The organism is Candidatus Leptovillus gracilis, assembly GCA_016716065.1.
GTDB lineage: Bacteria > Chloroflexota > Anaerolineae > Promineifilales > Promineifilaceae > Leptovillus > Leptovillus gracilis.
This window is the reverse complement of record JADJXA010000004.1, coordinates 112,292-136,742: the sequence shown is the minus strand read 5'-3', so window position 1 is coordinate 136,742 and position 24,451 is coordinate 112,292. Positions and strand designations below refer to the sequence as shown.

At 57.8% G+C, this 24,451-nt stretch carries 16 protein-coding genes and 1 pseudogene; 8 read left to right on the top strand and 9 right to left on the bottom strand.

Translation table 11 applies throughout. From position 1 onward, the window contains the following. Nucleotides 1–132: 132 nt before the first annotated feature. Together IPM39_13325 and pheS are read right to left on the bottom strand one after the other, a co-directional pair. On the bottom strand, nt 133–2,667 hold the full coding sequence (locus IPM39_13325; protein ID MBK8987036.1) for a phenylalanine--tRNA ligase subunit beta: 2,535 nt from the start codon (nt 2,665–2,667) through the stop codon (nt 133–135). A 346-nt stretch (nt 2,668–3,013) separates the two neighbouring features. After that, complete coding sequence (gene pheS, locus IPM39_13320) at nt 3,014–4,039, bottom strand: phenylalanine--tRNA ligase subunit alpha (protein MBK8987035.1); 1,026 nt, start codon at nt 4,037–4,039, stop codon at nt 3,014–3,016. A gap of 301 nt (nt 4,040–4,340) precedes the next feature. Here pheS and IPM39_13315 point away from each other — a divergent pair, with 301 nt between their 5' ends. Next, the gene (locus IPM39_13315; GenBank protein MBK8987034.1) at nt 4,341–5,420 is read left to right on the top strand and encodes a tRNA-dihydrouridine synthase family protein; all 1,080 of its coding nucleotides are present in this window, start codon (nt 4,341–4,343) and stop codon (nt 5,418–5,420) included. Nucleotides 5,421–5,497: 77 nt separating this feature from the next. On the opposite strand, the gene IPM39_13310 is transcribed toward IPM39_13315, so the two are convergent. Then, a complete protein-coding gene (locus tag IPM39_13310) occupies nt 5,498–6,649 on the bottom strand; it encodes an alanine--glyoxylate aminotransferase family protein (protein MBK8987033.1) in 1,152 nt (383 codons plus the stop codon). Between the two features lie 654 nt (nt 6,650–7,303). On the opposite strand from IPM39_13310, the gene IPM39_13305 reads away from it, so the two are divergent. From IPM39_13305 to uvrA, 3 genes and pseudogenes are all read left to right on the top strand, one after another. Then, on the top strand, nt 7,304–10,042 hold the full coding sequence (locus tag IPM39_13305; GenBank protein ID MBK8987032.1) for a cation-translocating P-type ATPase: 2,739 nt from the start codon (nt 7,304–7,306) through the stop codon (nt 10,040–10,042). Nucleotides 10,043–10,277: 235 nt separating this feature from the next. Then, nucleotides 10,278–11,216, top strand: coding sequence for an AI-2E family transporter (locus tag IPM39_13300; protein MBK8987031.1), 939 nt, complete (start codon nt 10,278–10,280; stop codon nt 11,214–11,216). Between the two features lie 312 nt (nt 11,217–11,528). After that, a pseudogene (gene uvrA, locus IPM39_13295) lies at nt 11,529–14,428 on the top strand (excinuclease ABC subunit UvrA). Here uvrA and IPM39_13290 read toward each other — a convergent pair. From IPM39_13290 to ansA, 3 genes are all read right to left on the bottom strand, one after another. Beyond that, complete coding sequence (locus IPM39_13290) at nt 14,418–14,822, bottom strand: type II toxin-antitoxin system VapC family toxin (GenBank protein MBK8987030.1); 405 nt, start codon at nt 14,820–14,822, stop codon at nt 14,418–14,420. The pseudogene uvrA and the gene IPM39_13290 overlap by 11 nt on opposite strands. Further along, nucleotides 14,819–15,076, bottom strand: a complete 258-nt coding sequence (locus IPM39_13285) for a CopG family transcriptional regulator (protein MBK8987029.1) — start codon at nt 15,074–15,076, stop codon at nt 14,819–14,821. The genes IPM39_13290 and IPM39_13285 overlap by 4 nt, the downstream gene beginning before the upstream one ends. An 80-nt stretch (nt 15,077–15,156) precedes the next feature. Next, nucleotides 15,157–16,182 (bottom strand): asparaginase, encoded by a 1,026-nt coding sequence (gene ansA / locus IPM39_13280; protein ID MBK8987028.1) that lies wholly within the window; start codon nt 16,180–16,182, stop codon nt 15,157–15,159. Between the two features lie 153 nt (nt 16,183–16,335). On the opposite strand from ansA, the gene hpt reads away from it, so the two are divergent. The 3 genes from hpt (at nt 16,336) to IPM39_13265 (ending at nt 18,244) form a co-directional block, all read left to right on the top strand. After that, nucleotides 16,336–16,884, top strand: coding sequence for a hypoxanthine phosphoribosyltransferase (gene hpt / locus IPM39_13275; GenBank protein MBK8987027.1), 549 nt, complete (start codon nt 16,336–16,338; stop codon nt 16,882–16,884). Beyond that, entirely contained in the window at nt 16,881–17,090 is a 210-nt protein-coding gene (locus tag IPM39_13270) for a hypothetical protein (GenBank protein ID MBK8987026.1), read from the top strand. Before hpt ends, IPM39_13270 begins: the two co-directional genes overlap by 4 nt. Nucleotides 17,091–17,239: 149 nt before the next feature. Next, complete coding sequence (locus IPM39_13265; protein ID MBK8987025.1) at nt 17,240–18,244, top strand: LysM peptidoglycan-binding domain-containing protein; 1,005 nt, start codon at nt 17,240–17,242, stop codon at nt 18,242–18,244. Between the two features lie 116 nt (nt 18,245–18,360). Here IPM39_13265 and IPM39_13260 read toward each other — a convergent pair whose 3' ends face one another. Beyond that, on the bottom strand, nt 18,361–19,317 hold the full coding sequence (locus tag IPM39_13260; GenBank protein MBK8987024.1) for a glycosyltransferase family 2 protein: 957 nt from the start codon (nt 19,315–19,317) through the stop codon (nt 18,361–18,363). Between the two features lie 941 nt (nt 19,318–20,258). Between IPM39_13260 and IPM39_13255 the strand changes: the two genes are divergently transcribed. Next, entirely contained in the window at nt 20,259–21,269 is a 1,011-nt protein-coding gene (locus IPM39_13255) for a DUF2207 domain-containing protein (GenBank protein MBK8987023.1), read from the top strand. Between the two features lie 65 nt (nt 21,270–21,334). Here IPM39_13255 and aceA read toward each other — a convergent pair whose 3' ends face one another. Then, entirely contained in the window at nt 21,335–22,648 is a 1,314-nt protein-coding gene (gene aceA, locus IPM39_13250; GenBank protein MBK8987022.1) for an isocitrate lyase, read from the bottom strand. 77 nt (nt 22,649–22,725) lie between these two features. Then, the gene (gene aceB, locus IPM39_13245) at nt 22,726–24,315 is read right to left on the bottom strand and encodes a malate synthase A (protein ID MBK8987021.1); all 1,590 of its coding nucleotides are present in this window, start codon (nt 24,313–24,315) and stop codon (nt 22,726–22,728) included. Nucleotides 24,316–24,451: the final 136 nt, after the last annotated feature.

Below are 24,451 nucleotides of genomic sequence, written 5' to 3'. Positions count from 1 at the left end.
CGTTCACGCCCCTTGCAAATCCTCCCGGAGGCTGACAAGGCAGGCAGAGATTCGCTCGCTTTAGCCTCCGGGAGGTGAATGGCTACCAAAAAAGTGGTGGGAAACGGCCGTTTCCCACCACTCTCATCTTTCTTAATCCCGCAGCCTTGCGCCCAGATTGCGCTCTAGCTGCTGCACAATTCGCTGTCGCTGCTTCTTGACATCCTTGTCTGTCAGCGTCTTGTCGGCGGCCTGGAAGGTGAGGTGGTAGGCCAGGCTGCGCTTGCCGCTGCCAAGCTGCTGCCCTTCGTACACGTCGAACAGTTCCACATCTTTGAGCAGGTAGCCACCGGCCAGCCGGATTTGGGCTTCGACGGCCACGGCCGTTACCCCCCGATCCACCACCAGCGCCACGTCTTCCAAAATAGCCGGGTAGCTCGTCACCGGCGTGATGCGATGCCAGGGCGGGATGGCCGCCAACAGCAGTTCCAGGTCTAGTTCGGCGGCCAGAACCGGGTGTTCGTGGCGGAAATCAAAGTTGTCGGCCACCAGCGGGTGCAGTTCGCCCATCAAGCCTAGCTGCCTGTCGCCCAAGAGCAGGCGCGCCGTGCGGCCGGGGCGATAGGTGGGATGCTTGGCGGCTTCGACGGCAAAATCGGCGATGTGTAGGGCGCAAATCAATTCTTCCACCACCCCTTTCAGGTCGAAAAAATCTAGTTCTGGGCTGGCCTGGCTGCTCTGCCAGAAAGTGCGCTGGCACGGTCCGGTGAGGACAAGCGACAGCCGGGTCAATTCGTCTGGCAGCACGCCTTCTTCGGCGGCCAGGTAGATTTTACCGACCTCAAACAGGGCGATGTGCTGCCGGTAGCGGCTGTTGGCGGCGGCCGTCTCCAGCGCCGAGGCCAGCAGGCTGTGGCGCATTGTCACCCGGTCTACGGTGATGGGGTTCGCCAGGGTAACGTAGGGGCGCTCGTCGGGCGGCAGTTGGGTTGTGGGGGCAATCAGTTTCGCTTCGCGTTCCGGCGTGGTGAGCCGGTAGGTGATGATCTCTTGCAGCCCCTGCTTCACCAGGATGTCCTTGACGCGCTCTTCGCGCTCCAGGGCGACGTTGCTGCGCTGCGGCGGCAGGGTGTCGCTCATTTCAGTGGCTGGCAGTTGATCAAAGCCGACCATGCGGCACACTTCTTCGACCAGATCATGCGTGCCGCTGATGTCCAGGCGGAAGTCGGGGCTGGTGACGAGCAGGGCGTCGCCGTCGGGCACGACGCCGAATTCCAGCGCTTCTAGCTTGTGTTGGATGTCGGCCAGCGACAATTCGATGCCGCCGATGCGTTTGACTTCAACGGCCGTTAATCGAATGGGCGTCACTTCCGGCGGATTCGGGTAATAATCAATCACGCCCTGCCAGACTGTGCCACCCGCCAGTTGGCGCAGCAGTTCGGCAGCCCGATTCGCCCCCAAAAGGGCCTGACTGGGATGGACGCCCCGGCTGAAGCGGAAGCCGGCTTCGCTGTTGATTTTCAGGATGGTGGCGCTGCGGCGGATGTTGATGAAGTTCCACGACGCCGCTTCCAGCAGGACGTTGGTGGTGGTGGCGCTGATTTCGCTTTCCGCGCCGCCCATGATGCCGCCCAGACTCAGCGCCCCGGCGGGATCGGTGACGAGGATGGTGGCGGGGGGCAGGTCGCGCCGCACGCCATCCAACGTGGTGACCGTTTCGCCAGCGTGGGGCAGGCGGGTGATGAGGTGGATGGGGCCGTCGGGGCCGTTGTACTGGTCGGCGCGGCGGCGCAGGAAGTCGTAGTCGAAGGTGTGGTTGGGTTCACCCATCTCCAGCATGACGTAGTTGCTGATGTCCACGACAACGTTGATCGGGCGCTGCCCGGCCAATTTGAGGCGGCGCTGCATCCACTGTGGGCTGGCTTTCTGGCTGACGCCGCTGATGATGATAGCCGTGAAGCGCGGGTTAAGGTCGGGGTGGTCGGTGGTGATTTGCACCTTGTCGGCGGCGGGTGGCCCTGCCATCACCACGTCATAGCTGGGATAGCGCACTGTTTGCCCCGTCAGGGCCGCCACTTCCCGCGCCACGCCGACGATGGAGGCGGCGCGGGCGATGTTGGGAATGATGTCTATGCTGAGGACGGCATCGCCAAGCACGTCTTGAATGGGCGTGCCGGGCGTGTAATCGCCTTCGAGGATCATGATGCCGTCGTGGTCGTCGCTGAGGCCGAGTTCTTTTTCGGAACACAACATGCAGCGATTGTGGATGCCGCGTAACGGCCGTCCCTTCAACACCATCTTCACCTGCCCCTCTTTGTGCCCGTCGTACAACTCCACCCCTTCGATGGCAAAGGGGGAGTAGAGCTTCAGTTCGGTCAGGTCGTCCTGCCCCAGATATTGGAAGAGGTTGGGCGCGCCGGTGACGGTGACTTCGGGTTCGCTGCCGCCGTACTCGACGGTTGCCAGCACCAGACGGTCGGCGTTGGGATGCTGCGCCACCTTGAGAATCTGGCCGACGACGAGTTTGTCGCGGTCCCAAACCAGGCGGTTTTTGTCACGGCCGCCGGGGATGCCAATGTAGGTGACGCTTTCGACTTCGAGGCCGCCAATGGTGAGCATTTCGGCCAGTTCGGCCGGCGATTGGTTAATGTCTACGTATTCTTTGAGCCAGGAGAGTGGTACGAGCATGATGTTTTCCTCAAGTTTAGGAAATGGAGATTGAAGATGGAAGATTAGGTAAAACGGGCATGGTTCATTTCAGTTGATTTGTGCTTTACAAATTTAGCAAGAAAACGTGTCATGCTGAGAGCCTGTGCTGAGCTTGCCGAAGCATCCTCCGAAGCATCCCGTTCCTCTGGCGTTAGCGGGATGCTTCCCCGTTCGACGTTGCTCAGGGCCGAAGACTCCGCTCAGACCTTGTCCTGAGCAACGCCGAAGGAATGACAATGCCGCGTAAATTTGTAAAGAAGATGTTTCGCCCGATGAACCATGCCGTAAAATGTTTTAGGCCTGATCTTCAATCTTCAATCTTATCTTAGAACTGTTCCAGGAAGCGCAAATCGTTGCCCCAGAAGTAGCGGATGTCGTCAATGCGATATTTGAGCATGGCGATGCGCTCCGGCCCCATGCCGAAGGCGAAGCCAGAGTAGATGGCCGGATCATACCCGCCGTTGCGCAGCACCGTGGGGTGAACCATGCCGCAGCCTAAAATCTCCACCCAGCCACTGTATTTGCAGACGTTGCAGCCAGCGCCGTCGCACAAAATGCAGGCCACGTCCATCTCGGCGCTCGGCTCGGTGAAGGGGAAGTAGTTGGCCCGGAAGCGCACCGGGCGGTCTTGCCCAAACATGCGCCGGGCAAAGTCCGTCAGCGTGCCTTTCAGGTCGGCCAGGCTGATGTTTTTGCCGACGGCCAATCCTTCCACCTGGTGGAATTGGATTTCGCTGCGGGCGGTGATTTGCTCGTAGCGGTAGCACATGCCGGGCAGAATCACGCGGATCGGCTCCGGGTAGTAGTCGCGCATGGCGTGAATCTGGCCGGGGCTGGTGTGGGTGCGCAGGATGACGCCAGGGGTGGTGGTGTGGAAGGTATCCCACATGTCGCGGGCGGGATGGTGCGGCGGGATGTTGAGCAGCTCGAAGTTGTACTCGTCGGTCTCTACGTCGCGGCTGCGGTAGACCTGGAAGCCCATGTCGCCCCAGATGCGGTAAATGTCGCGTAGGGTTTGGCTGGCGGGGTGTAATCGGCCCTGCCACTGCCGCCGGCCGGGCAGGGTCACATCCAGGGCGGAAGCGGCGATTTGCGCCTGGAGTTCGGCGGTTTTTAGTTCAGCCAGACGGGTCTGGTAGGCTTCTTCCAGGGATTGTTTAACGGCGTTGATGCGCTGGCCGAAGGCCGGCCGTTCTTCAGCGGGTAGTTGGCCCACCTGCCGGGTAAGCAGGTAGATGCTGCCTTTACGGCCGAGGGTGTTTTTGTACCAGTCGTCGAGAACGGCCGTTCCCGCCGCCGCCGCCACTGTTTCTAATGATTGGGCATACAGTTCGTCTAATTGTGCAAGCATGGTCTACTTCCTGAATGGTTTGTTCGTTGTTGGCTGTTCGCTGTTAACTCGTTCACTTTTCAGCGGAGAAGCATACCATAATCAGCGGGAAATAAAAAAGAGACGGGAGGCCGGCAGCATGATTCTTTCCAATGCAACAACTTCTTTACAAAATAATGCTGAGCCAAGCGAAGCATCCCAGAGGTATAGGGATTCTTCGCTTCGCTCAGAAGGACAAGATCCCACGGAATCCTGAAGAGCCAAAAATGCAAAGGACATCTTGCGTGTTTTAAACCATGCCCCAAGTCGCTATAATTCCCCCATGAACGACTCAACTCTGGAACAGTGCCCTGGCTGTCTAACGGCCGTGGTTGATTTGCCAACTGCGCCAACCTTTTGGGTACGCGAGGTGCCCGTCTATGGCGACGCCATCCTGGCGCCGATGGCCCGCTATTCCGACGTGCCTTATCGCGCCCTGTGCCGCGCCTATGGCTCGGCCATGAGCTACAGCGAATTTGTGCCCGCCGACGCCCTGCTGCACCAACCCAACCCAATGTGGCGGCGGTTGGACATTCGGCCGGGCGGTGAACAGCCGATGGTCTTCCAGATTTTCGGCTACGATGCCCACCAACTGTTGGCCGCGGCACAGCGCATTGAGACATGGGGGCCAGACATCATTGACGTGAACATGGGCTGCTCTGTGCCACAGGTGAGCGAACAGGGCGCGGGTGTGGGCATGATGCGCCGCCCAGAACTGGTGGCGCAGACCTTTCGCCTGCTGTCTAGCCATCTGCGCGTGCCGGTGACGGGCAAAATTCGCCTGGGCTGGGACACAACCAGCAAGAACTTTTTGCAGATTGCCCACATCATGGAAGACAACGGCGCGGCGCTGATTGCCGTACACGGCCGTACCAAAACACAAAATTACAGTCACCAGGCCGATTGGGATGCCATCGCTGAGGTAAAACGCCAGGCAGGGGTTCCGGTCATCGGCAATGGCGATGTGCAGTCGCCGGCGGATATTGACCGGCTTAAAGCGCACACTGGCTGCGACGGGGTGATGATTGGCCGGGCGGCGGTGGGCAACCCCTGGATTTTTGCCCGGCAGGAGCGGGCGGAGCTGATGTTTGGCGCTGTAACGGCCGTTATCCGCCGTCACCTGGACGAAATGCTGGCCTACTATGGCAGCCCGGCCGGGCTGCGCGGTTTTCGCCGCCATCTGAAACGGTATCTGTCTGGTCTGGCGGTGAAACGCTTTTTGCAGCCAATGTTAGAGGCAGAAGAGACGGCCGTTTTTATGGACCATCTGCGCGTGCTGGAAACGGCCGTACCCGCCGATGAACCCCTCGCGGCGTTGGCGCAGCGCACCTACTTCCCCAAACCCACGCTCAGTAATCAGTGACCAGTGTTCAGTGACCAGTGTTCAGTCGGGGTACTTGTGAAGAACGCGCACTGAACACTGAACACCGCACACCGCTGCTAAAGAACCTCACGCAGGGCGGCCAACAACGTCAACACGTTTTCCGGGCGGCTGTTGTGGCCCATCAGCCCTACGCGCCACACTTTGCCCGCCAGTTTGCTAAAACCACCGGCAATCTCGATGTTGTAATCGTGCAGCAGGCGGCCGGCGACCGCTTTGGCATCCACGCCGTCGGGCACGCGCACGGTGGTAAGGCTGGGGATGCGGTGGGCGGCGTCGGCCACATGGCAGGCCAGACCCATCTCCGCCAGGCCATCCCAAAGCAGTTGGGCGGTGGCCTGATGGCGCGCCCAACGCGCTTCCAGGCTTTCTTCGGCGACGATGCGCAAGCCTTCGCGCAGGGCGTAAATCATATTGCTGCTCATGGTGTGGTGATAAGCGCGCACATCGCCCAGCCAATAGGTGCGCAGCAGCGTTGTGTCCAGATACCAGGTATCCACTTTGCGGCTGCGCCGGCCGATTTTGGCTCGCGCGCGCGGGCCAAGCGTAAGGGGCGATGCGCCGGGCGGGCAGCTTAAACCCTTTTGTGAGCAGCTGTAGGCGGCGTCTATGCGCCATTCATCCACCAGCAGCGGTGCTGCGCCCAGGCTGGTGACGCCATCGGCCAGCAGAAGGCAGTCAAATTCACGGCAAATATCACCGATGCCAACCAATGGTTGCAGCGCCCCGGTGGAGGTTTCAGCGTGGACCAGCATGAGAATGGCCGGGCGATGCTGGTTCAGCGCGGCGTAAATTTCGTCGGGTGTAAACACGTCGCCCCAGGGCTTTTCGATGACCCGCACGTCGGCGCCATGGCGGCCGGCCATTTCCACCAGTCGTTCGCCAAAGAAGCCCATCACGCCCACCAATACCACATCACCCGGTTCAACGAGGTTGGCAACGGCCGTTTCCATGGCCGCGCTGCCCGTGCCGCTAATCGCCAGCGTCATCTCGTTGTCGGTCTGCCAGGCATAGCGCAAAAGCGCCTGCGTCTCGTTCATGATGCCGATAAACACCGGGTCCAGGTGGCTAAGCTGCGGCATTCCCATCGCCGTCAAGACGCGCGGATGGGCGTTTGAGGGGCCAGGACCAAGCAGCAGCCGCGGCGGTACATCCAACGTTTGAGTGACAATACGGTACTTTTGATTGGTAGAAATCGTTTGGGTGTGCATGGGATTTATCTCCTCCCGATGATCAGTTGAAAAACAGTTGGGTAAACAAAGCTAAGGCGATCATACGTCGTCAGGGGGGAATTTTCAATAGCAAGTCGGGACGCGGAAAGGCGCGGATCTGGCGGATTCTCGCGGATAGCGTTGTAAAAATCCGTGTTTATCCGCAAAAATCGGCGGTATCCTCGTTTTCCCCGTGCTATTCACAAACTGGGCAAGGCACTACGTTTGCACTTATTAAAACGATAAGATTTTGCTACGGACATGTCATTCTGAGCGGAGTCTGCGGAGCGAAGAATCCCCATGTGTTGGTCACTAGGGCTGAACGGGATGCTTCGGAGGACCTCAGCATGACATAAAGCAAGGTAATCTCGTCGCAGAACTTGCTCAATACCAAAACTGCAAAGATAGTGTATGGTTCATTCTCTGTAAAATCATCTTTGCAAATATTCTCTTACAGCTGCGGTATCCTTCACCGCGTTGACACCAGCGCGGTAAGGATACCGCGGCTACAAATTGTGCCAAAACAGCAAAGATAGTGGCAATAAGGTTTGGGGGATTAATCCCTGATAAATCTCACCCGTTCAATCTGACTCTTTAGCAGAATTGTGGTAAATATCAGGCTGTCCTATTAAGCAGCAATTTCATAGGTGAAAGATGCAAACCAAACAATCGTGGCATACAGAGTCCATGGAAGCTACCCTGACTGCCTTGAACAGCAGCGCGCAAGGATTATCTGAAACAGAAGCGCGGCAGCGCCAGGCCCAGTTCGGCCTGAATGAGCTTATTGAACGGGGCGGCAAACACCCTTTACGCCTGCTGTGGGAGCAGGTGAGCAGTACGATGGTGCTTATTTTGATCGCGGCCGTTGTCGCTTCCGCCTTGTTGGGCAAGGTGACAGAAGCGGCGGCAATTGGGGCTATCGTCGTGCTGTTTGTGATTTTGGGTTTTGTCCAGGAATACCGGGCGGAGCAGGCGATGGCCGCTTTGAAGAAGCTGGCGGTGCCGGTGGTGCGTGTGCGGCGCGACGGCCGTCTCCAAGAAATATCCGCCCGCGAACTGGTTCCCGGCGATATTTTCGTGCTGGAAGCGGGTAACGCCGTGCCGGCCGACGGCCGTCTCATCGAAAACGCCAATTTGCGCGTGCAAGAATCGGCCCTGACCGGCGAATCGGAAGCAGTGGAGAAGGAAACGGCCGTCATCGCCAAAGCCGATCTGCCCCTGGGCGACCGGCGCAACATGCTTTACATGGGCACGGCCGTGACGTATGGCCGCGGCACGGCCGTTGTCACGGCCACCGGCATGGAAACTGAACTGGGCAAAATCGCTACGCTCATCCAGAGCGTGGACGAGGGGCAAACGCCGCTGCAAAAGCAGCTCGACAGCGTGGGCCGAATGCTGGCCATCGCCGGCGTGGCGGTAGCCGCCCTGGTGCTGTTGATTGGCGTGCTGTCCGGCGAGGCGCTGGAGGAGATGTTGTTAACGGCCGTTTCCGTGGCCGTCGCGGTGGTTCCTGAAGGCTTACCGGCCGTCGTCACCATCACCCTGGCCCTGGGGGCGCAGCGCATGTTGCGGCGCAGCGCCCTCATCCGCAAGCTGCCCGCCGTCGAAACCCTCGGCTCCGTCACCGTCATCTGCTCCGACAAAACCGGTACGCTCACCGTCAACCGCATGACCGTGACCGTGATTGACGTGGCCGGCCATTTTCTGGAACTGGCCGGGACCGGCGAACAGTCGGCCTCTTACCTCAAGCTGGCCGATAATCCCGACGAGTTGTTTGCCAGCCGTCCCTCAGCCATCGGCCTGACATTGGCCGCCGGCGCGCTGTGCAACGACGCTTCCGTCAACCCGGACCCGGAGACCGGGCGTTACAACGTCATGGGCGATCCCACCGAAGGAGCGCTGCTGGTGGCGGCGCAGCAGGCGGGTGTTACCCGGGCAAGTTTGGAGGCTGTCTTGCCGCGTGTGGCCGAACTGCCCTTCGATTCCGACCGCAAACGCATGACGACGGTGCATGAACTGGCAGCCAATGCAGGAAATTTGCCAACGGCCGTGCGCAGCCTGCCCGGCACGGACACCCCTTACGTTGCCTTCACCAAAGGCGCGGTGGATGGCCTGCTGGCGATTACCGACCGGGTGTGGGACGGTGACAAGCTGGTCCCTATGGATGAAACCTGGCGCACGCGCATCGAAATCGCCAACACCGACATGGCCCAGAAGGGGATGCGCGTGTTGGGATTGGCCTTGCAAGGTCTGGATGCGCCGGATGAGCTGCTGGAGCAAAACCTGGTGTTTATTGGCCTGGTGGGCATGATTGATCCGCCGCGACCGGAAGTAAAAACGGCCGTGGCCACCGCCAAAGCCGCCGGAATACGTCCCATCATGATCACCGGCGACCATCCGTTGACCGCCCGGTTTATTGCCCATGATTTGGGCATTAGTCAAGACGGCCGTGTCAAAACCGGCATCAACCTGGACCAGATGACGCCTGAAGAGTTGGAGCAAGCCGTCGCGGAAGTCTCCATCTATGCCCGCGTCTCGCCGGAACACAAGCTGCGCATTGTGGAGGCCTTGCAGCGCCAGGGCCACATCGTCGCCATGACCGGTGATGGCGTCAACGACTCGCCCGCTTTGCGCCGCGCCGACATCGGCATTGCGATGGGCATCACCGGCACCGATGTGTCCAAAGAAGCGTCCGAGATGGTGCTGCTGGACGACAATTTTGCCACCATTGTCGCGGCCGTGGAGGAAGGGCGGGTCATCTTCGACAACATCCGCCGTTTTGTGAAGTTTTCCATCGCCGGCAACCTGGGCAAGGTGCTGGTGATGCTGGCAACGCCGTTCATGGGCATTGCCGTGGCGTTGGAACCGCTGCAACTGCTGTGGCTGAATTTGCTCACCGACGGCTTGCTGGGGCTGGGGTTGGGCGTGGAACCGGCGGAAAAGGGCATTATGCAACGGCCGCCGCGCGAACCGCAGGCCAGTCTGTTTAACGAAGGTTTAGGTCGCCATATCTTGTGGGTGGGGGTGTTTGTGGGTCTGGTGGGGTTGGGCGTGGCCTACGCTGCCTTTGATCCGGCCCACGAGGAAGATGAAACGTGGCAAACGATGTTGTTTACCACGCTGGCCTTTTTGCAGGTGGGGCAGGCGTTGGCGTCGCGTTCCAGCCGGGAATCGTTTTTTACGTTGGGCTGGCGCACTAATCTGACGTTGCTCTGGCTGACGCTGGTGGTTATTGGGCTGCAATTGGTGGTAGTGTATTTGCCGGCGTTAGAGCGGTTCTTCAGTGTGGACCCACTTTCGCTACCGGAACTGCTGATTTGCGTATTGTTGGGCAGTCTGGCCTTTTGGGCGATTGAGGCCGAGAAATGGTGGTTCAGGAGGAACGGCCGTTAACTATCACAGTGATATATCCGTAACCCGAAGTCCGTATATCGTTTTCCGTAGGCGTTTACCCGAGATAGCGCCCTACGATTTACCGAATACGTGTATCAAGCATCAGCGTCAATCGTGATGGGCCAAGTTATGGTTATGGTACAATCGAACAGGAAAATAAACAGGCAAGCGATATTGCCTGGTTGGTTTCTGTGACGACGTTATGAAATCCACAACGACATCGCTTCAAGTTTTTTTGGCAATTCTGACCGCCGCCAGCGTGCTTGCCCTGGCTTATTTCACTGCGCCGGTGTGGCGCGCTTTGCTGGTGGCGGCAATCCTGGCCTACCTGCTCAACCCGTTGGTTAACCGATTGGAAGTGCGTTGGCATGGCCGGCGCGCTCTGGCGACATTCCTGGTTTACACGTTGATGGTGTTGATCATACTGGGGATTTTATCGGGAGCCGGGGCGATCATTTGGGGGCGAGCGCCGCAGTGGGGCGTGGAACTGGGTGAGGCGTTGGACGAAATTGGGCGATGGGTGGAACGGCCGTTTGTCTTCATGGGCTTTACCCTTTACCCAGAACTTTTGCTTGGTTACTTACAGCGTTCCGCCAGCAACGCCATTTCCGCTTTGCCGGTTGGCTCCGGTTGGCTGGGCAGCATCGGCGAAAACTTGCTGTTGAGCCTGATTGTCCTGGTGGGTCTGTTTTATCTGCTGCGCGATGGGCGGAACATCGCCCCGGCGCTTATCCAACTGCTGCCCCCCACCTACCACGACGACGCCCACCACCTGCTGACCGATCTAGACACCGTCTGGCGCGTTTCGCTGCGGGTCCAGTTGATTATCTTCGCCGTCATTGGTTTTCTCGTTCTCACCAGCACGGCGCTCATCCTCTGGTTGTTCCGGCGCGGCTGGCTGCCACTTTCGCCGGTCGGGCTAATCATCCTCATTGTCGTTGTCTATGCTGGCATTCAACAAATTGATAACTTGTGGCTGCGGCCGCAGTATATGGGCCACGCCCTAAAACTGCATCCCGGCATTGTCTTCGTGGCGCTCATCGCCGCGCTGGCGCTTACCGGCATTCTAGGCGCTATTGTCATCATCCCCATGCTGGCCAGCCTGAAAATTCTGGCCCAATATGCCTACCACAAGTTGCTCGACAACCCCCCTTTTCCTGCGGAAAACCCCTAACCTGGACAAGCCAGAATCAAAAAGGGTTATCAAAGATTATGCCGATTTCACAGATTAAGAATTTGTGTTATCTGCCTTTGCACAGAGTTGCCCGGTGGCTTTGACGCCGGGCGCAGCGAACCGTAAGCTGAGTAGGTGGTTGCCTAATATCTATTAAACGCTAATGGTTTGACCCCGTTTCCCGTGCTAGAATTGCGGATCGGCTCAAGTGAAGCCGATAGTCGGCCCAAGCACCTTTTGGCTTTAATTCCAGATAAACTTGACAGTTATTTTTCCCGACTACAAGAGTACCAGACCAACGGACTAATCCATATGTCTTTAGACAAAATCATCGTGCGCGGCGCGCGCGAGCACAACCTCAAAAACGTCACCGTCGAGATTCCCCGCGACAAACTCGTTGTCCTCACCGGCATCTCCGGCTCCGGCAAATCCTCTCTGGCCTTCGACACCATCTTCGCCGAAGGCCAGCGCCGCTATGTAGAATCCCTGTCGGCCTATGCCCGCCAATTCCTGGGCCAGATGGAAAAACCAGACGTAGACCAGATCGAAGGATTGAGTCCGGCCGTTTCCATTGACCAGAAAGGGGTCAGCCACAACCCACGTTCGACGGTGGGAACCGTGACCGAGGTGTACGATTATCTGCGCCTGCTGTTTGCCCGCGCCGGTACGCCCCACTGCCCCGAATGCGGCCGACCGGTGATGCCCCAATCGGCCGAGCAAATTGTGGAAAGCGTGCTGCACATGCCCCAGGGCAGCCGTGTTCAGGTATTGGCCCCGCTGATCAAAGATCGCAAAGGGCATCACCAAAGTGTTTTTGAAGATGTGCGCAAAGCCGGTTTTGTGCGTATGCGCGTCAACGGCCAGGTGCGCCAGGTAGATGAAGAAATCGAACTCGACCGTTATAAAAATCACAGCATCGAAGCGGTGGTAGACCGCCTGGTCATCCGCCACGAGCCGCACGATGACAGTGAAGACGCCAAAGCCGACCGCACTCGTCTGACCGATTCGATAGAGACGGCGCTGGCGTTGGGCAGCGGCATTGTTATCATCAACGACGTGACGAACCCGGACAACCCCAGCGACCAACTGTATTCTGAACACCTCTACTGTCCGTATGATGGCACAAGCATCCCGGAGATTGAGCCGCGCACCTTTAGCTTTAACAGCCCCCATGGCGCCTGCCCGGAGTGCCAGGGTCTCGGTACAAAAAAGCAGTTGGACGATGACCTGTTGGTTCCTAACAAAGATATGACATTGGCCGATGGGGCCATTGTAGGTTGGCCGACAGATGACAAAGCGGGTTACTACTGGCAATTGCTTAAAGCGACGGCCGATCATTTTAATATCCCCACCAATGCGCCGGTGCGCCAACTGAGTGAAGCGCAGATGCGCATTTTGCTGCATGGCAGCGGCGACGAGATCGTCACTGTCACTTATGTCAATCGGGAGGGAGATACGCGCCATTATCGCACGCAGTATGAAGGCGTCGTCACCAATTTATGGCGGCGCTACAACGAATCCACCTCCGATTATGTGTGTGAAAGCTAGAAGGGTTCATGGTCAATCGGCCGTGCAGCGCCTGCAACGGCACACGCTTGCAGCCGGTACCGCTGGCCGTGACCATTGGCACGGCGAATATCGCCGATGTGACGCGCTGGCCGGTGGCCCGCACCCTGCCCTGGGCTGAGGGGCTGCGGGAGAATGGGACGTTAACGCCGCGCCAGGCGCTGATTGCCCGGCCGATTTTTAAGGAAATTTGCGAGCGGCTGCAATTTATGATCAATGTCGGGCTGGACTACCTGACATTGGACCGGGCGGCGGGCACGCTGAGCGGCGGCGAGGCGCAGCGCATTCGCCTGGCGACGCAAATCGGCAGCCAGTTGATGGGTGTGTTGTATGTGCTGGATGAGCCTTCTATCGGCCTGCATCAACGGGACAATGCCCGGCTGATCCAGACGTTGAAAGGGATGCGTGACCTGGGCAATACGGTGCTGGTGGTGGAACACGACGAGGATACGATGCGGGCGGCCGACTGGATTGTGGACCTGGGACCAGGGGCGGGCAAGTTGGGCGGCGAAATTGTAGCCGAGGGAACGCCGGAGCAAGTGGCGGCCAATGAAAGGTCTATTACGGGGGGATATTTGAACGGCCGTCTGCGCATCCCCGTACCTGCCAAACGGCGCAAAGGGCACAAAGGCGAGTTTCTGACTGTGCGCGGCGCGCAAGAAAACAACCTGAAAAATGTAGACATCGCCATCCCGTTGGGCAAATTTGTGTGCATCACCGGCGTCAGCGGCAGCGGCAAAAGCTCTTTTCTGGTGGAAATTCTGAGCAAACGGCTGAACCAGCATTTCTACAAATCAAAAGAGCTGCCGGGCAAACACGCCGGCATGGAAGGGCTGGAGTATCTGGACAAAGTGATAGAAATTGACCAAAGTCCCATCGGCCGCACGCCGCGCTCCAATCCGGCGACGTATACCAATCTATTTAACCCGATCCGCGACCTGTTTACCGGCCTGCCGGAGAGCAAAATACGCGGCTACAAGTCGGGACGCTTTAGCTTTAACGTCAAAGGCGGTCGCTGCGAAGCGTGCCAGGGGCAGGGGCAAAATCGCATTGAAATGCAGTTCTTGCCGGACATTTATGTGCCGTGCGACATTTGTCACGGGGCGCGTTATAACCGGGAAACGCTGCAAGTGACGTTCAAGGGGCTGAATATCGCCGAGGTGCTGGACCTGAGCGTGGACGAGGCGCTGCTGTTTTTTGAGAATATCCCAACCATCCAGCGCAAATTACAGACATTGGTAGACGTGGGGCTGGGTTATATTCACCTGGGGCAGCCGGCGCCAACGTTGAGCGGCGGCGAGGCGCAGCGGGTGAAATTGAGCCGCGAATTGTCCAAAATTGCCACCGGGCGGACGATGTATATTTTGGATGAGCCATCGGTGGGTCTGCACAGCCATGACGTGGCGAAGTTGATTGTGGCCCTAAATCGGTTGGTGGATAAGGGGAATACGGTGGTGATTATTGAACATAATCTGGACATCATTAAGGTGTCGGACCATCTGATTGACATGGGGCCGGAGGGAGGCGACCGGGGTGGGCAGATTGTGGCGGAAGGCACGCCAGAGCAGGTGGCGCTGGCAGAGGGGAGTTATACGGGAGCGTTTTTACGGCCGTATCTCAACAGCCAGGTTCAGGTTATGATGTAACGGCCGTAAACTCCTGCTCGGCAAAATGCACGTCAAATCCAAAATAATGCCCGATGCTCAATTGCCGCATCGCGGCGAAACTAACGCAGTCCACCAGGCTTAATCGGTGGCGGTTGGCCGTTAGCAGCGCCATAACAGCAGCTCGATGCAATTCTTCATCAACCCATATAAGATGCAAAATAGGTGTCACGTCGGTATGGAACGTTTTCACAAACCGCATACCTAAACGCCGTTGAATTAAAACCGCACTCTCCAGCAAAACGTAATTGGTACAAAAAAGAGACGTATCTTCCTGCGTCAGCAGATGCAACCAGGTTGCACCGGCTTGAGGGTGCATTGTCTCTGACCGATCCAATAAGGCCAGGAACGCAGAGGTATCCACAAAGACTTTCATGCGCCAAAGTCCCCATAAGCTTCATCCAGATAGTGATCATGATTTGTGGCTAAATCAGTTATACCTGAATCGGCGATGCCAATGACGGCCGTTGCCCGCAGTCTCTTTTCTTCGAGCGTCGCTTCCGGGCTGGATTGAATTAGCAAGTCAATGCCTTGGCGAATGAGTTCGGCCACCGACACGTCGTATTCGGCGGCCATTTCCTTTAGTTTTCGGGATTGGTCTTCCCGTAATTGAATTTGGGTGCGTAACATATCTGCGCCTCCGGGAAATAGTGTAATCACTTTTCTGATTGTGATTACACTATAACATGGATGAACGGCCGTCACAATCCTTACTCCGTCAACTCTCCGCGCAGATTTTGCTGCATCAGCGCCCGAACCTGGGCCACATCCTCCGAAATGCTCAACAAATAGGCCAGTTTCGTCAGCGCCGCTTCCGGCGTCATGTCATAGCCGCTGATTACACCGGCAGCGGCCAGCGCTGCGCCGGTGGCGTACAGGCTCAGGTCCACTGTGCCGCGCAAACATTGGGTGCAATTCACAATCACCACGCCGCGTTCAGTGGCTTCCTGGAGTACGCGCAAAAACTCTTTGTCGCGGGTTGGGCCATTGCCCGCGCCATACGCCTGCAAAACCAAACCCCGCAGCGGTGGCTGAAGCATGTTCTCTAACGTTCGCGCCGACACGCCCGGAAACAAGCGGAAGGTGCCCACAACGGCCGTCGCCGCAATCTCGCCCAGATCAATGATGGATGGTGGCGGTGAAGACGGCCGTCGCACCAACCCCTCCCGTATCTCCACATCCACCCCCAGCGTCACCAGCGCCGGAAAGTTAGGCGAAGCAAAGGCGTCGAAGCCATCCGCATCCACCTTCACCGTGCGGCAGCCGCGAAAGAGGCGGCTGTTAAAATACAGCCCCACTTCTGGGATAACAAACGCATGGGCTACCAGGAGCAGCGACGAGATCAAATTATCCTGAGCATCGCTGCGCAGTTCGCCCAGCGGGATTTGCGAACCGGTGATGATGACCGGTTTGTCCAATCCATTGAGCATAAAAGCCAGCGCCGAAGCGGTGTAGGACATGGTGTCTGTGCCGTGTAGGACAATGAAGCCGTCATAGTCGTAGTAGTTGTCGCAAATGTCGCGGGCAATTTTGGACCAGTCGGCCGGCGTCATATCCGGCGAATCGAAGAGGGGGTCATATTGGTGGATGGTGTAATCGGGCAGGTCGGGATGGTGGAAAGCGGGATTGGCAGCCATCAGCGCCTGCAAATGGTTGGGCACGGGTAAATAGATGCCATCCACCTGCTTCATGCCAATGGTTCCGCCGGTATAAGCAATATACACTTGTTTTTTCATGCGCGTTTTCCTCAGACGGATTAGAATTGAGGTGATATTGTGGGCGAGAACGGCCGTTTTGCCAACCACAGTCGGCCCCAAATTGCGCCACAAATCACGCAGATTTTCTTTGCGTCTTTACACCTTTGCCTTCAATCATCTTCAGAGGTAATGATGAACAACGACCTTCATCCCGACCTGGCGCGCATTTTAGTGCCAGAAGAGACCATCCAGGCCCACGTTAGAGTGCTGGCCCACCAGATTTCGCTGGATTATGCCGACGTGGAACGGCTGTATCTGGTAGGCGTGCTGCGCGGCGCATTCATCTTCCTGGCCGACCTGGTGCGCCACCTGACCATCCCGCACAGCGTAGATTTTATGTCGGTGTCCAGTTATGGCAAAACGGCCGTTTCCGGCGAAGTGCGCATTGTCTTAGACTTGCGAGAACCCATCGTCAACCAACACGTCATCATCGTCGAAGACATTGTGGACAGCGGCAAAACCCTCAGCTATCTGTACCACACCCTGAAAGGACGCGGCCCCGCTTCGCTGCGCACCTGCACCCTGGTACGCAAACGGCGCGAAAACATAGATGTGCCCATTCATTACCTGGGCTTCAACATCCCCGATGTATGGGTCGTCGGTTACGGCCTGGATTATGCTGATCACCACCGCACGCTGCCTTACATTGCCGAGCTAAAAGAGGAGGTCTACAAGAAATGATTGAAGATGAAACCATCAACCACGACCCGCTGATCGCTGGCAACAGCCATTACAACCCGGTACACGTCGAAGTGAAAGAAGCCACCGGCGCAGCCTTCTTGGGCATCCTGGCGATCATTCTGTTGTTCGCCCTGCTGCTTCTGCAGCGGCAAAACCGGGCTTTGCTGAGACAATTGGGCCAACCGGGTGAACGGCCGTCGCCATAACCCGTTGTCTGGAAACAGCGTCAACACCCGGTTGCCCTTGTTAACCGCCGGATTCAATGATATATTCTCATATTATGTCACGTCATTGGCGATAGAGGCGCATTGACGGCCTATCTATTGATAAACGGTAGAACCAGGGTGAAGCAGCTATGCCCACAGAGGAAGCCGCAGCGGCCCCACAACCAGAAATACAATCGCCCGGCCCAGAGGCGCAGCAGCCGGAACTGCCGCCTGTTTACCAGCCTGAAGAAGAATTACCCGACGGCGTGTCGTTAGCGCCAACCGGACCAGCCACGCCGACGGCCGAGCTGATTCCACCAACTCCACGCGCCAAACCGATTGTCCCCGCCGAAACGATCCCCTCATCAACTGCGCCAACCGCCAACGATGAGCGCCAAACATTGGCGGACTTGTTTCACACCTTGCCCCTGGGAGCCAGGGTGGGCATTGTAGTGGTTTTGGCGATCCTGCTGACATTGGCTGTATTGGCGACCTTCTGGCCTTCGCCCCAGCAGACAGACGCCAACGATGCCGCGGCGACCGTTATGGCCGGTAATCTCACGCTCACGGCCCAACCAACGCCCACCCCCATCGGCACAGAAACCCCGCGTATGTACATCATCGAAGAATCGCCCGTGCCCACGCTGACACCCGACGTGACCAGCACGCCCATTGTGTACGTCGTCAAACAAGGGGATACGCTGAACAGCATCGCCCGTCTGTACAATGTTACCATCCAGGACATCGCCACCGCCAACGGCCTGTTCAATGTCAATACCATCGCCGTAGGACAAGAGTTGATGATTCCTACGCCAGGAGCGGGAACGGCCGTGCCACCTTCCGCGCCAGGCACACCCATCGTCCAGACCACGCCACCCGACAACAGGCCGCTCGTCTCGCTGCCGGAAATTGTGATCAAGGGGACTTCTGGCGCGCAAACGGTGGAACTGCGCATCGCCGCCGGACCAGACTACCAATCCATCACCACCCTGACGCGGGGGATGATCGCCTCTCTGGTAGCCAAAACGCCCGACAACCTGTGGTATCTGATTCAGCTGGAAGATGGCTATACCCGCGGCTGGGTCCCGGCCAACAGCGTCGGGCTAATTTATCCGGCCGACCCGGCCAATATCCCCACCACCCCTGTGCCCTAGCGCCGTAGTCAGTAATCAGTATCCAGTAATCAGTAGTCAGTGACCAGTATTCAGTGACCAGATTTCAGTTTGTAGTCGGAGGTATCACCGAATGAACACTGAACACTGAACACTGGTCACTCATCACTGGAACTCAGTTCCAACTTCTTCAAGCGATACAGCATTTCCTGCGTAAGCTGGCGGTGTTTGCTGGCAATGTCGGCCTGGATGCCAAACAGCAGGGTAATCACCCCCACCAGCAGCAGACCCGTGCCGATGGTCAGTGATTGGACATAACGGCCAATACCGCTGTCCCCTACGAATACAAAATAGAAAAAGCGCAGCCAGGTAAACAGTCCGGCCAACAAAAAGGGCAAGGCGATATAACTAAAGGTGCGCAGCGGCTCGTAAAAAGCGTACAGGCGCATGATGGTGCCGGCCTGGGCTTTGATGAAGTGCCACATGTTTTTTTGCAAACGAGACGGCCGTTCCGTCATATTCGTCTCAATAGGCACACTCACCACCGCCAGACCCAACTTACCGGCCTGAATAATTGTCTCCAGGGTGTAGCTAAAACGTGTCAGAATGTTCAGCCGCAGCGCCGCTTCGCGCGAATACGCCCGAAAGCCACTGGCGGCATCGGGCACGGCCGTGCCGCTGACCGTGCGCACCATCCAACTGCCAAACTTCTGCAAAAAGCGCTTTGCCGGCGAAAAATGGGCAATTTGCCCCACCTGACGGTCGGCAATCACAATGTCGGCCCGGCCGCCCAACACCGGGGCGACCAACTGCGGGATGTAGCGGCCGGGATATTGGTTATCGGCGTCGGTGTTGACGATGATGTCCGCCCCCAGGTGCAGGCAGGCATCCAGCCCGGTCTGGAAAGCGCGGGCCAGCCCCAGGTTTTGCCGGTGGCGAATAACGTGGTGGACGCCGAGAGATTGGGCGAGTACGGCCGTGTCATCGTCGCTGCCATCATCAATCACCAACCATTCCAGGCAGTCAATGCCCGGAATGCTTTGCGGCAAACCGGCCAACGTCTGCGGCAGAGTCTCGGCTTCGTTAAAACAGGGAATCTGGATGATGCACTTCACGCGCTGGATTGTAACACTGGCAGGCGGGTGGGCAAAGGCGCGAATCTATACCTTTGCCCACCGGGACGGTTACAGTCGTGTCCCGCAACAAACCATGAATGGCTGACGTATATATAATTGTGGTCAGTACACCAGATCACAGCCCACCACCACGAAGAGAAAAGCGCCGATTCGCAATCGGCGACATGCCAGCACAGTGCTGGCGCACCGCACATAAAGGAGATTTGAGATGAAAAAGCGTCAATTGTGGGTCAGCGCCGTGTTGTTAACAGCGCTGTGCTTAACTATGGGCGTTACCCAAGCTCAAGAAAAAGTGTACAGCGCGCAGCGGTTCGATGTGGACATCACTGTTGAAGAAGGCGGCTCTCTCCTGGTGACAGAGACCGTCATTTTCGATTTTGTCGGCGGCCCATTCACCTTTGTGTTTCGTGAACTACCCACGGACCACACCGATGGCCTGGACATTATCAGCGCCACGGTGGATGGTCTGCCTTATGGCCTGGGCAGCGGCGCCGGGCAAATGGAGGTGGCCGGCAGCAATCCGCTGCGGGTGACCTGGCACATGGAGGCCACCAGCAACACAACGCGCACTTTTGTGCTGACATATCGGGCGCAGGGCGTGATGCGCCAGGAATCGGCCGCCGACGCCTTGCGGTGGCAGTCCCTGCCGGATGAATATGCGTATTCGATTGGCAGCAGCGAAACGGCCGTCCACTACCCCCCATCTACCAATCTCATCGCCGAACCACAAGTCTATGACGGCGCGGCGCAAATCAGCCAGCAATCCGGCACAGTCACCTTCCGCGTGACCGATTTGCAGCCCAATTCGCCGCTGGTGGTGGGGCTTTCCTTCGCGCCGGGCAGCCTGACTTCGTCGCCGCCGGCATGGCAAATCAGCGAGCAAGCCCGCGCCGCAGCACGGGAGGGCGCAGCAGGCGCAAATACCTTATTGGCTGGCGCCGGCCGCGCTGCTTCTTGCCGGCGGTGTGGGTGGCTACGCCGCGTATTGGCGGCAAAACAAGCCGCCCCGGCTGACAAGCAAACAAACCCTCTACAACCCACCCGGCGATTTAAAGCCGGGCGTTGCCGGAGCCATTACCACCGAAACGGCCGGCCCCACCTGGGCCAACGCCCTGGGCACATTGTTCGACCTGGCCGACCGGGGGCTGCTGCGCATTGACGAACTGGCGGAGAAAAAGTGGTATCGCCAGCAAGATTTTGTGGTTCGGCTGGCGGCGCAACCATCTGGCCTGCTGCCGCACGAGCAAGCCCTGTTGGATGTACTCTTTGAAACCAAGAAAGGTCGCGTTGACGAAGTGCGCATCTCTGAATTGAGCGGCCGGATTACATCTTCGCAGTGGGACAGGTACAAAAAAGCACTGCAAAGTGACATGGAACAGGCTGGTTATTTCAGCGAGACGCGCAAAGGGGTACGGCGCACGATGCTGGTCGTAGGTGGGCTGCTGCTGTTGGTTAGTGTGTCCGGATTCTTGCTGACGGCCGTCATGAGCGAGACCTTCGGTTTTGGGCCGTTGATGGCTGCCGCTGCCGTGTTTATGCTGGCGGTAGTGGGGTTGGTGATGGGCGCCTCTTTTTCGCCATTGTCAGATGTGGGGGCGGAAACGGCCGTCGGCTACAAAGCCTTTGCCCAACACCTAAAAAACGTCACCAAAGGCAAAGAGGCAGTCAGTCGGCCGGATATGTTCGAGCAGTACCTGGCGCATGCCGCCAGCTTTGGCCTGCTGACGCAGTGGGCCAAATACTTTGAGAAGGCGGGTTGGAACAAACTGCCACCCTACTTCCATGTCTTGTCCACAGCAGATGATGCCAGCTACATGGCCTCTTTTGTGGCGATGTCGGCGGCGACTGCATCTTCTGGCGGCAGCGCGGCCGGGGCGGCTGGCGCAGCCGGGGCCGGGGCGGCCGGTGGCGGCGCGAGCGGCGCGGGGTAAAAACAAAAAAGGGACGGCCGTTAAACGGCCGTCCCTCTCTCCATTTAGCTCAAATCCACGCCGGATCAGGCGTGCGTTGGCGCCGCCTTGCCATTGCCTGCATGGAACTGCTCTTCTTCCGTCGAGCCTTTTAGCGCCACCGTGGACGATTCGCCGTGGCTGATCACCAACTGGATTTCATCGAAATAGCCAGCCCCGACAAAACTCTGGTGTTTGATGGCGCGGAAGCCGTGTTCCTTCTGCATTGTGAATTCTTTTTGCTGGAATTCGGCGTAAGCGGCCATGCCTCTGTCTCGATAGCCCAATGCCAGCTCAAACATGCCGGCGTTCAGGTTGTGGAACCCGGCCAGCGTGACAAACTGGAAGGCGTAGCCCATCTCGCCCAGCTCTTTCTGGAAGTTGGCGATGGTTTCTTCGTCCAGGTTGAGCTTCCAATTGAAGGAAGGCGAGCAGTTGTAGGCCAGCATCTTGCCGGGGAACTGGGCGTGAATGGCCTGGGCAAAGCGGCGCGCCTGTTCCACGTCGGGGTGCGAAGTTTCGCACCAGACGATGTCGGCATAGGGGGCGTAGGCCAGGCCGCGGGAGATGGCCTGCTCGATGCCGGCGTTGGTGTAGTAAAAACCTTCGGCGCTGCGTTCGCCGGGCAGGACGAACGGTTTGTCGTTGTCGTCAATGTCGCTGGTGATCAGGTTGGCGGCGTCGGCGTCGGTGCGGGCGATGATGAGGGTAGGTACACCCATCACGTCGGCGGCCAGGCGAGCGGCGACGAGCTTTTGCACCGCTTCGCGGGTGGGAACCAGGACTTTACCACCCATGTGGCCGCATTTTTTGGCCGATGAGAGCTGGTCTTCAAAGTGAACGGCCGCTGCGCCAGCCTCGATAAACGCTTTGGTCAATTCATAGGCGTTCAGCGAGCCGCCAAAGCCGGATTCGGCGTCGGCGACGATGGGGGCGAACCAGTGAATGCCGTTTTTGTTTTCTAAGTGGTAAATCTGGTCGGCGCGCACCAGGGCGTTGTTGATGCGCTGGACCAGCGCCGGGGCGCTGTTGGCCGGGTAAAGGCTCTGGTCGGGATAGGTTTGGGCGGCGACGTTGGCGTCGGCGGCAACCTGCCAACCGCTGAGGTAGATGGCTTTCAGGCCAGCCTGCACCATTTGCACCGCCTGATTGCCGGTGAGCGCGCCCAGGGCGTGGACATATTTTTCTTCGTTCAAAAGCTGCCACAGACGTTCGGCGCCCATCCGGGCCAGGGTATATTCGATCTGGATACTGCCGCGCAAACGCACGACATCTTCGGCGGTGTACGGCCGTTTCACGCCGTTCCATCGTTTGTTAAACTGCCAATCATTTTTTAAGGCGTCAATTTTATAACTACGCATGGTTTGCTCCTCCAAAACTTGGATTAAAAATAAGGTTCCTGAAGTATAGAGTGTAGGAGACGCTGTATCTCAACACTCTAATTCAAATATTCATACGCTGTCAGCGTCAGGAAATCGGTGAAGTGATCATCGGTGATGAGCTTCTCGAACAGTTCGGCGGCCAGGGTGTATTTGCCCTGAGCAAAGGCCGCGTCGCCGACGCGGGCTTTGATGTCGGCCAACACACTGGGGGCGACTGCGCGGTAGAGATCTTTGTTGACAGAACGGCCGTCGGTCAGCACCGCGTTGTCGTTATTCACCCACTGCCACAACTGCGAGCGGGAAATTTCGGCCGTGGCCGCGTCTTCCATCAGGTTGTAAATGGGCACGCAGCCGTTGCCATCCAGCCAGGCAGCCATGTACAAAATGCCGACATCAATGTTGGTACGCAGCCCTTCTTCGGTGATGGTCCCCTGGGGTACAGTGAGCAAATCGGTCGTCGTCACCTGCACATCTTCCCGCTTGCGGAAAATCTGGTTGGGTGTGGGCATGTATTTGTCAAATTCCTCTTTGGCGATACCCACCAGACCAGGATGGGCCACCCAGGTGCCGTCGTGACCGTCTTTAGCTTCGCGCTCTTTGTCGGCGCGCACTTTGCCCAATGCCTTCTCGTTGGCTTCCGGGTCGCTTTTGATGGGAATTTGCGCCGCCATGCCGCCCATGGCGTGAATGCCGCGCCGGTGGCAGGTTTTGATGGTCAGCAGCGAGTAAGAGCGCATCATGTGGGTGGTCATCGTCACCTGGGCGCGGTCGGGCATCACAAAATCGGGGTAGTTACGGAATTTACGGATGATGCTGAAAATATAGTCCCAGCGGCCACAGTTCAGCCCGGCAGAATGCTCTTTCAGCTCCCACAAAATCTCGTCCATCTCAAACGTCACCATGATGTTTTCGATGAGGACAGTGGCGCGAATGGTTCCACGAGGAATGCCTAACTCGTCCTGGGCCAGGTTGAATACATCGTTCCACAGGCGGGCTTCCAGGTGGCTTTCCAACTTAGGCAGGTAAAAGTAAGGGCCTGTGCCGCGCTCTAACAGGGCGTGGGCATTGTGGTAGAAGTAGAGACCAAAGTCGAACAGGGAGGCGGAGATGGCCCGGCCGTTTAGCCGCACATGCTTTTCCGACAAATGCCAACCACGGGGACGGACCATGAGAACGGCCGTTTTTTCATTCAACTGATAAAACTTGCCAGAACTGGGGTCCGTGTAGGTAATCTCCCGCCGCACGGCGTCGCGCAGGTTCATTTGCCCCTCGATGGTCGCCAACCAGGTGGGTGAATGAGAATCTTCAAAGTCGGCCATGAACACGTTGGCCCCGGAATTGAGGGCGTTGATGATCATTTTGCGGTCCACCGGGCCGGTGATTTCCACGCGGCGGTCTTGGAGGTCGGTGGGCATACGGGCGACGGTCCAATCTTTTTGGCGGATAGCGGCCGTTTCCGGCAGAAAGTCGGGCATTTGCCCGGCGTCAATGGCTGCCTGCCGCTCTTCGCGCCGCTTTAGCAGGTCCAGACGTCGCTGCCCAAACGCTTGCTCTAGTTTATGCACAAAAGCCAGGGCATCGGGCGTCAGGATTTGCGCAAATTCTGGGGAAATCTCACCGATAATCGTCAACTCTTGCAACTGCATTCACAACCTCCCTTTGTTTTGCCAACGTCCCGGTCAAATCTTCGCGGTCTCAAAGAGTTCGCAGATTTCCGAAAACCGGGCAGTTCGTTGTCAAAACGGCTCCGCTTAGTGTAAAATTACTATTAGCGAAAATTCG

Excerpts from the sequence above, each read along its gene's own strand:
- IPM39_13325 (MBK8987036.1), bottom strand. The coding sequence starts at position 2,667 with ATGCTCGTACCACTCTCCTGGCTCAAAGAATACGTAGACATTAACCAA.
- pheS (MBK8987035.1), bottom strand. The coding sequence starts at position 4,039 with ATGCTTGCACAATTAGACGAACTGTATGCCCAATCATTAGAAACAGTG.
- IPM39_13315 (MBK8987034.1), top strand. The coding sequence starts at position 4,341 with ATGAACGACTCAACTCTGGAACAGTGCCCTGGCTGTCTAACGGCCGTG.
- IPM39_13310 (MBK8987033.1), bottom strand. The coding sequence starts at position 6,649 with ATGCACACCCAAACGATTTCTACCAATCAAAAGTACCGTATTGTCACT.
- IPM39_13305 (MBK8987032.1), top strand. The coding sequence starts at position 7,304 with ATGCAAACCAAACAATCGTGGCATACAGAGTCCATGGAAGCTACCCTG.
- IPM39_13290 (MBK8987030.1), bottom strand. The coding sequence starts at position 14,822 with ATGAAAGTCTTTGTGGATACCTCTGCGTTCCTGGCCTTATTGGATCGG.
- IPM39_13285 (MBK8987029.1), bottom strand. The coding sequence starts at position 15,076 with ATGTTACGCACCCAAATTCAATTACGGGAAGACCAATCCCGAAAACTA.
- ansA (MBK8987028.1), bottom strand. The coding sequence starts at position 16,182 with ATGAAAAAACAAGTGTATATTGCTTATACCGGCGGAACCATTGGCATG.
- hpt (MBK8987027.1), top strand. The coding sequence starts at position 16,336 with ATGAACAACGACCTTCATCCCGACCTGGCGCGCATTTTAGTGCCAGAA.
- IPM39_13270 (MBK8987026.1), top strand. The coding sequence starts at position 16,881 with ATGATTGAAGATGAAACCATCAACCACGACCCGCTGATCGCTGGCAAC.
- IPM39_13265 (MBK8987025.1), top strand. The coding sequence starts at position 17,240 with ATGCCCACAGAGGAAGCCGCAGCGGCCCCACAACCAGAAATACAATCG.
- aceA (MBK8987022.1), bottom strand. The coding sequence starts at position 22,648 with ATGCGTAGTTATAAAATTGACGCCTTAAAAAATGATTGGCAGTTTAAC.
- aceB (MBK8987021.1), bottom strand. The coding sequence starts at position 24,315 with ATGCAGTTGCAAGAGTTGACGATTATCGGTGAGATTTCCCCAGAATTT.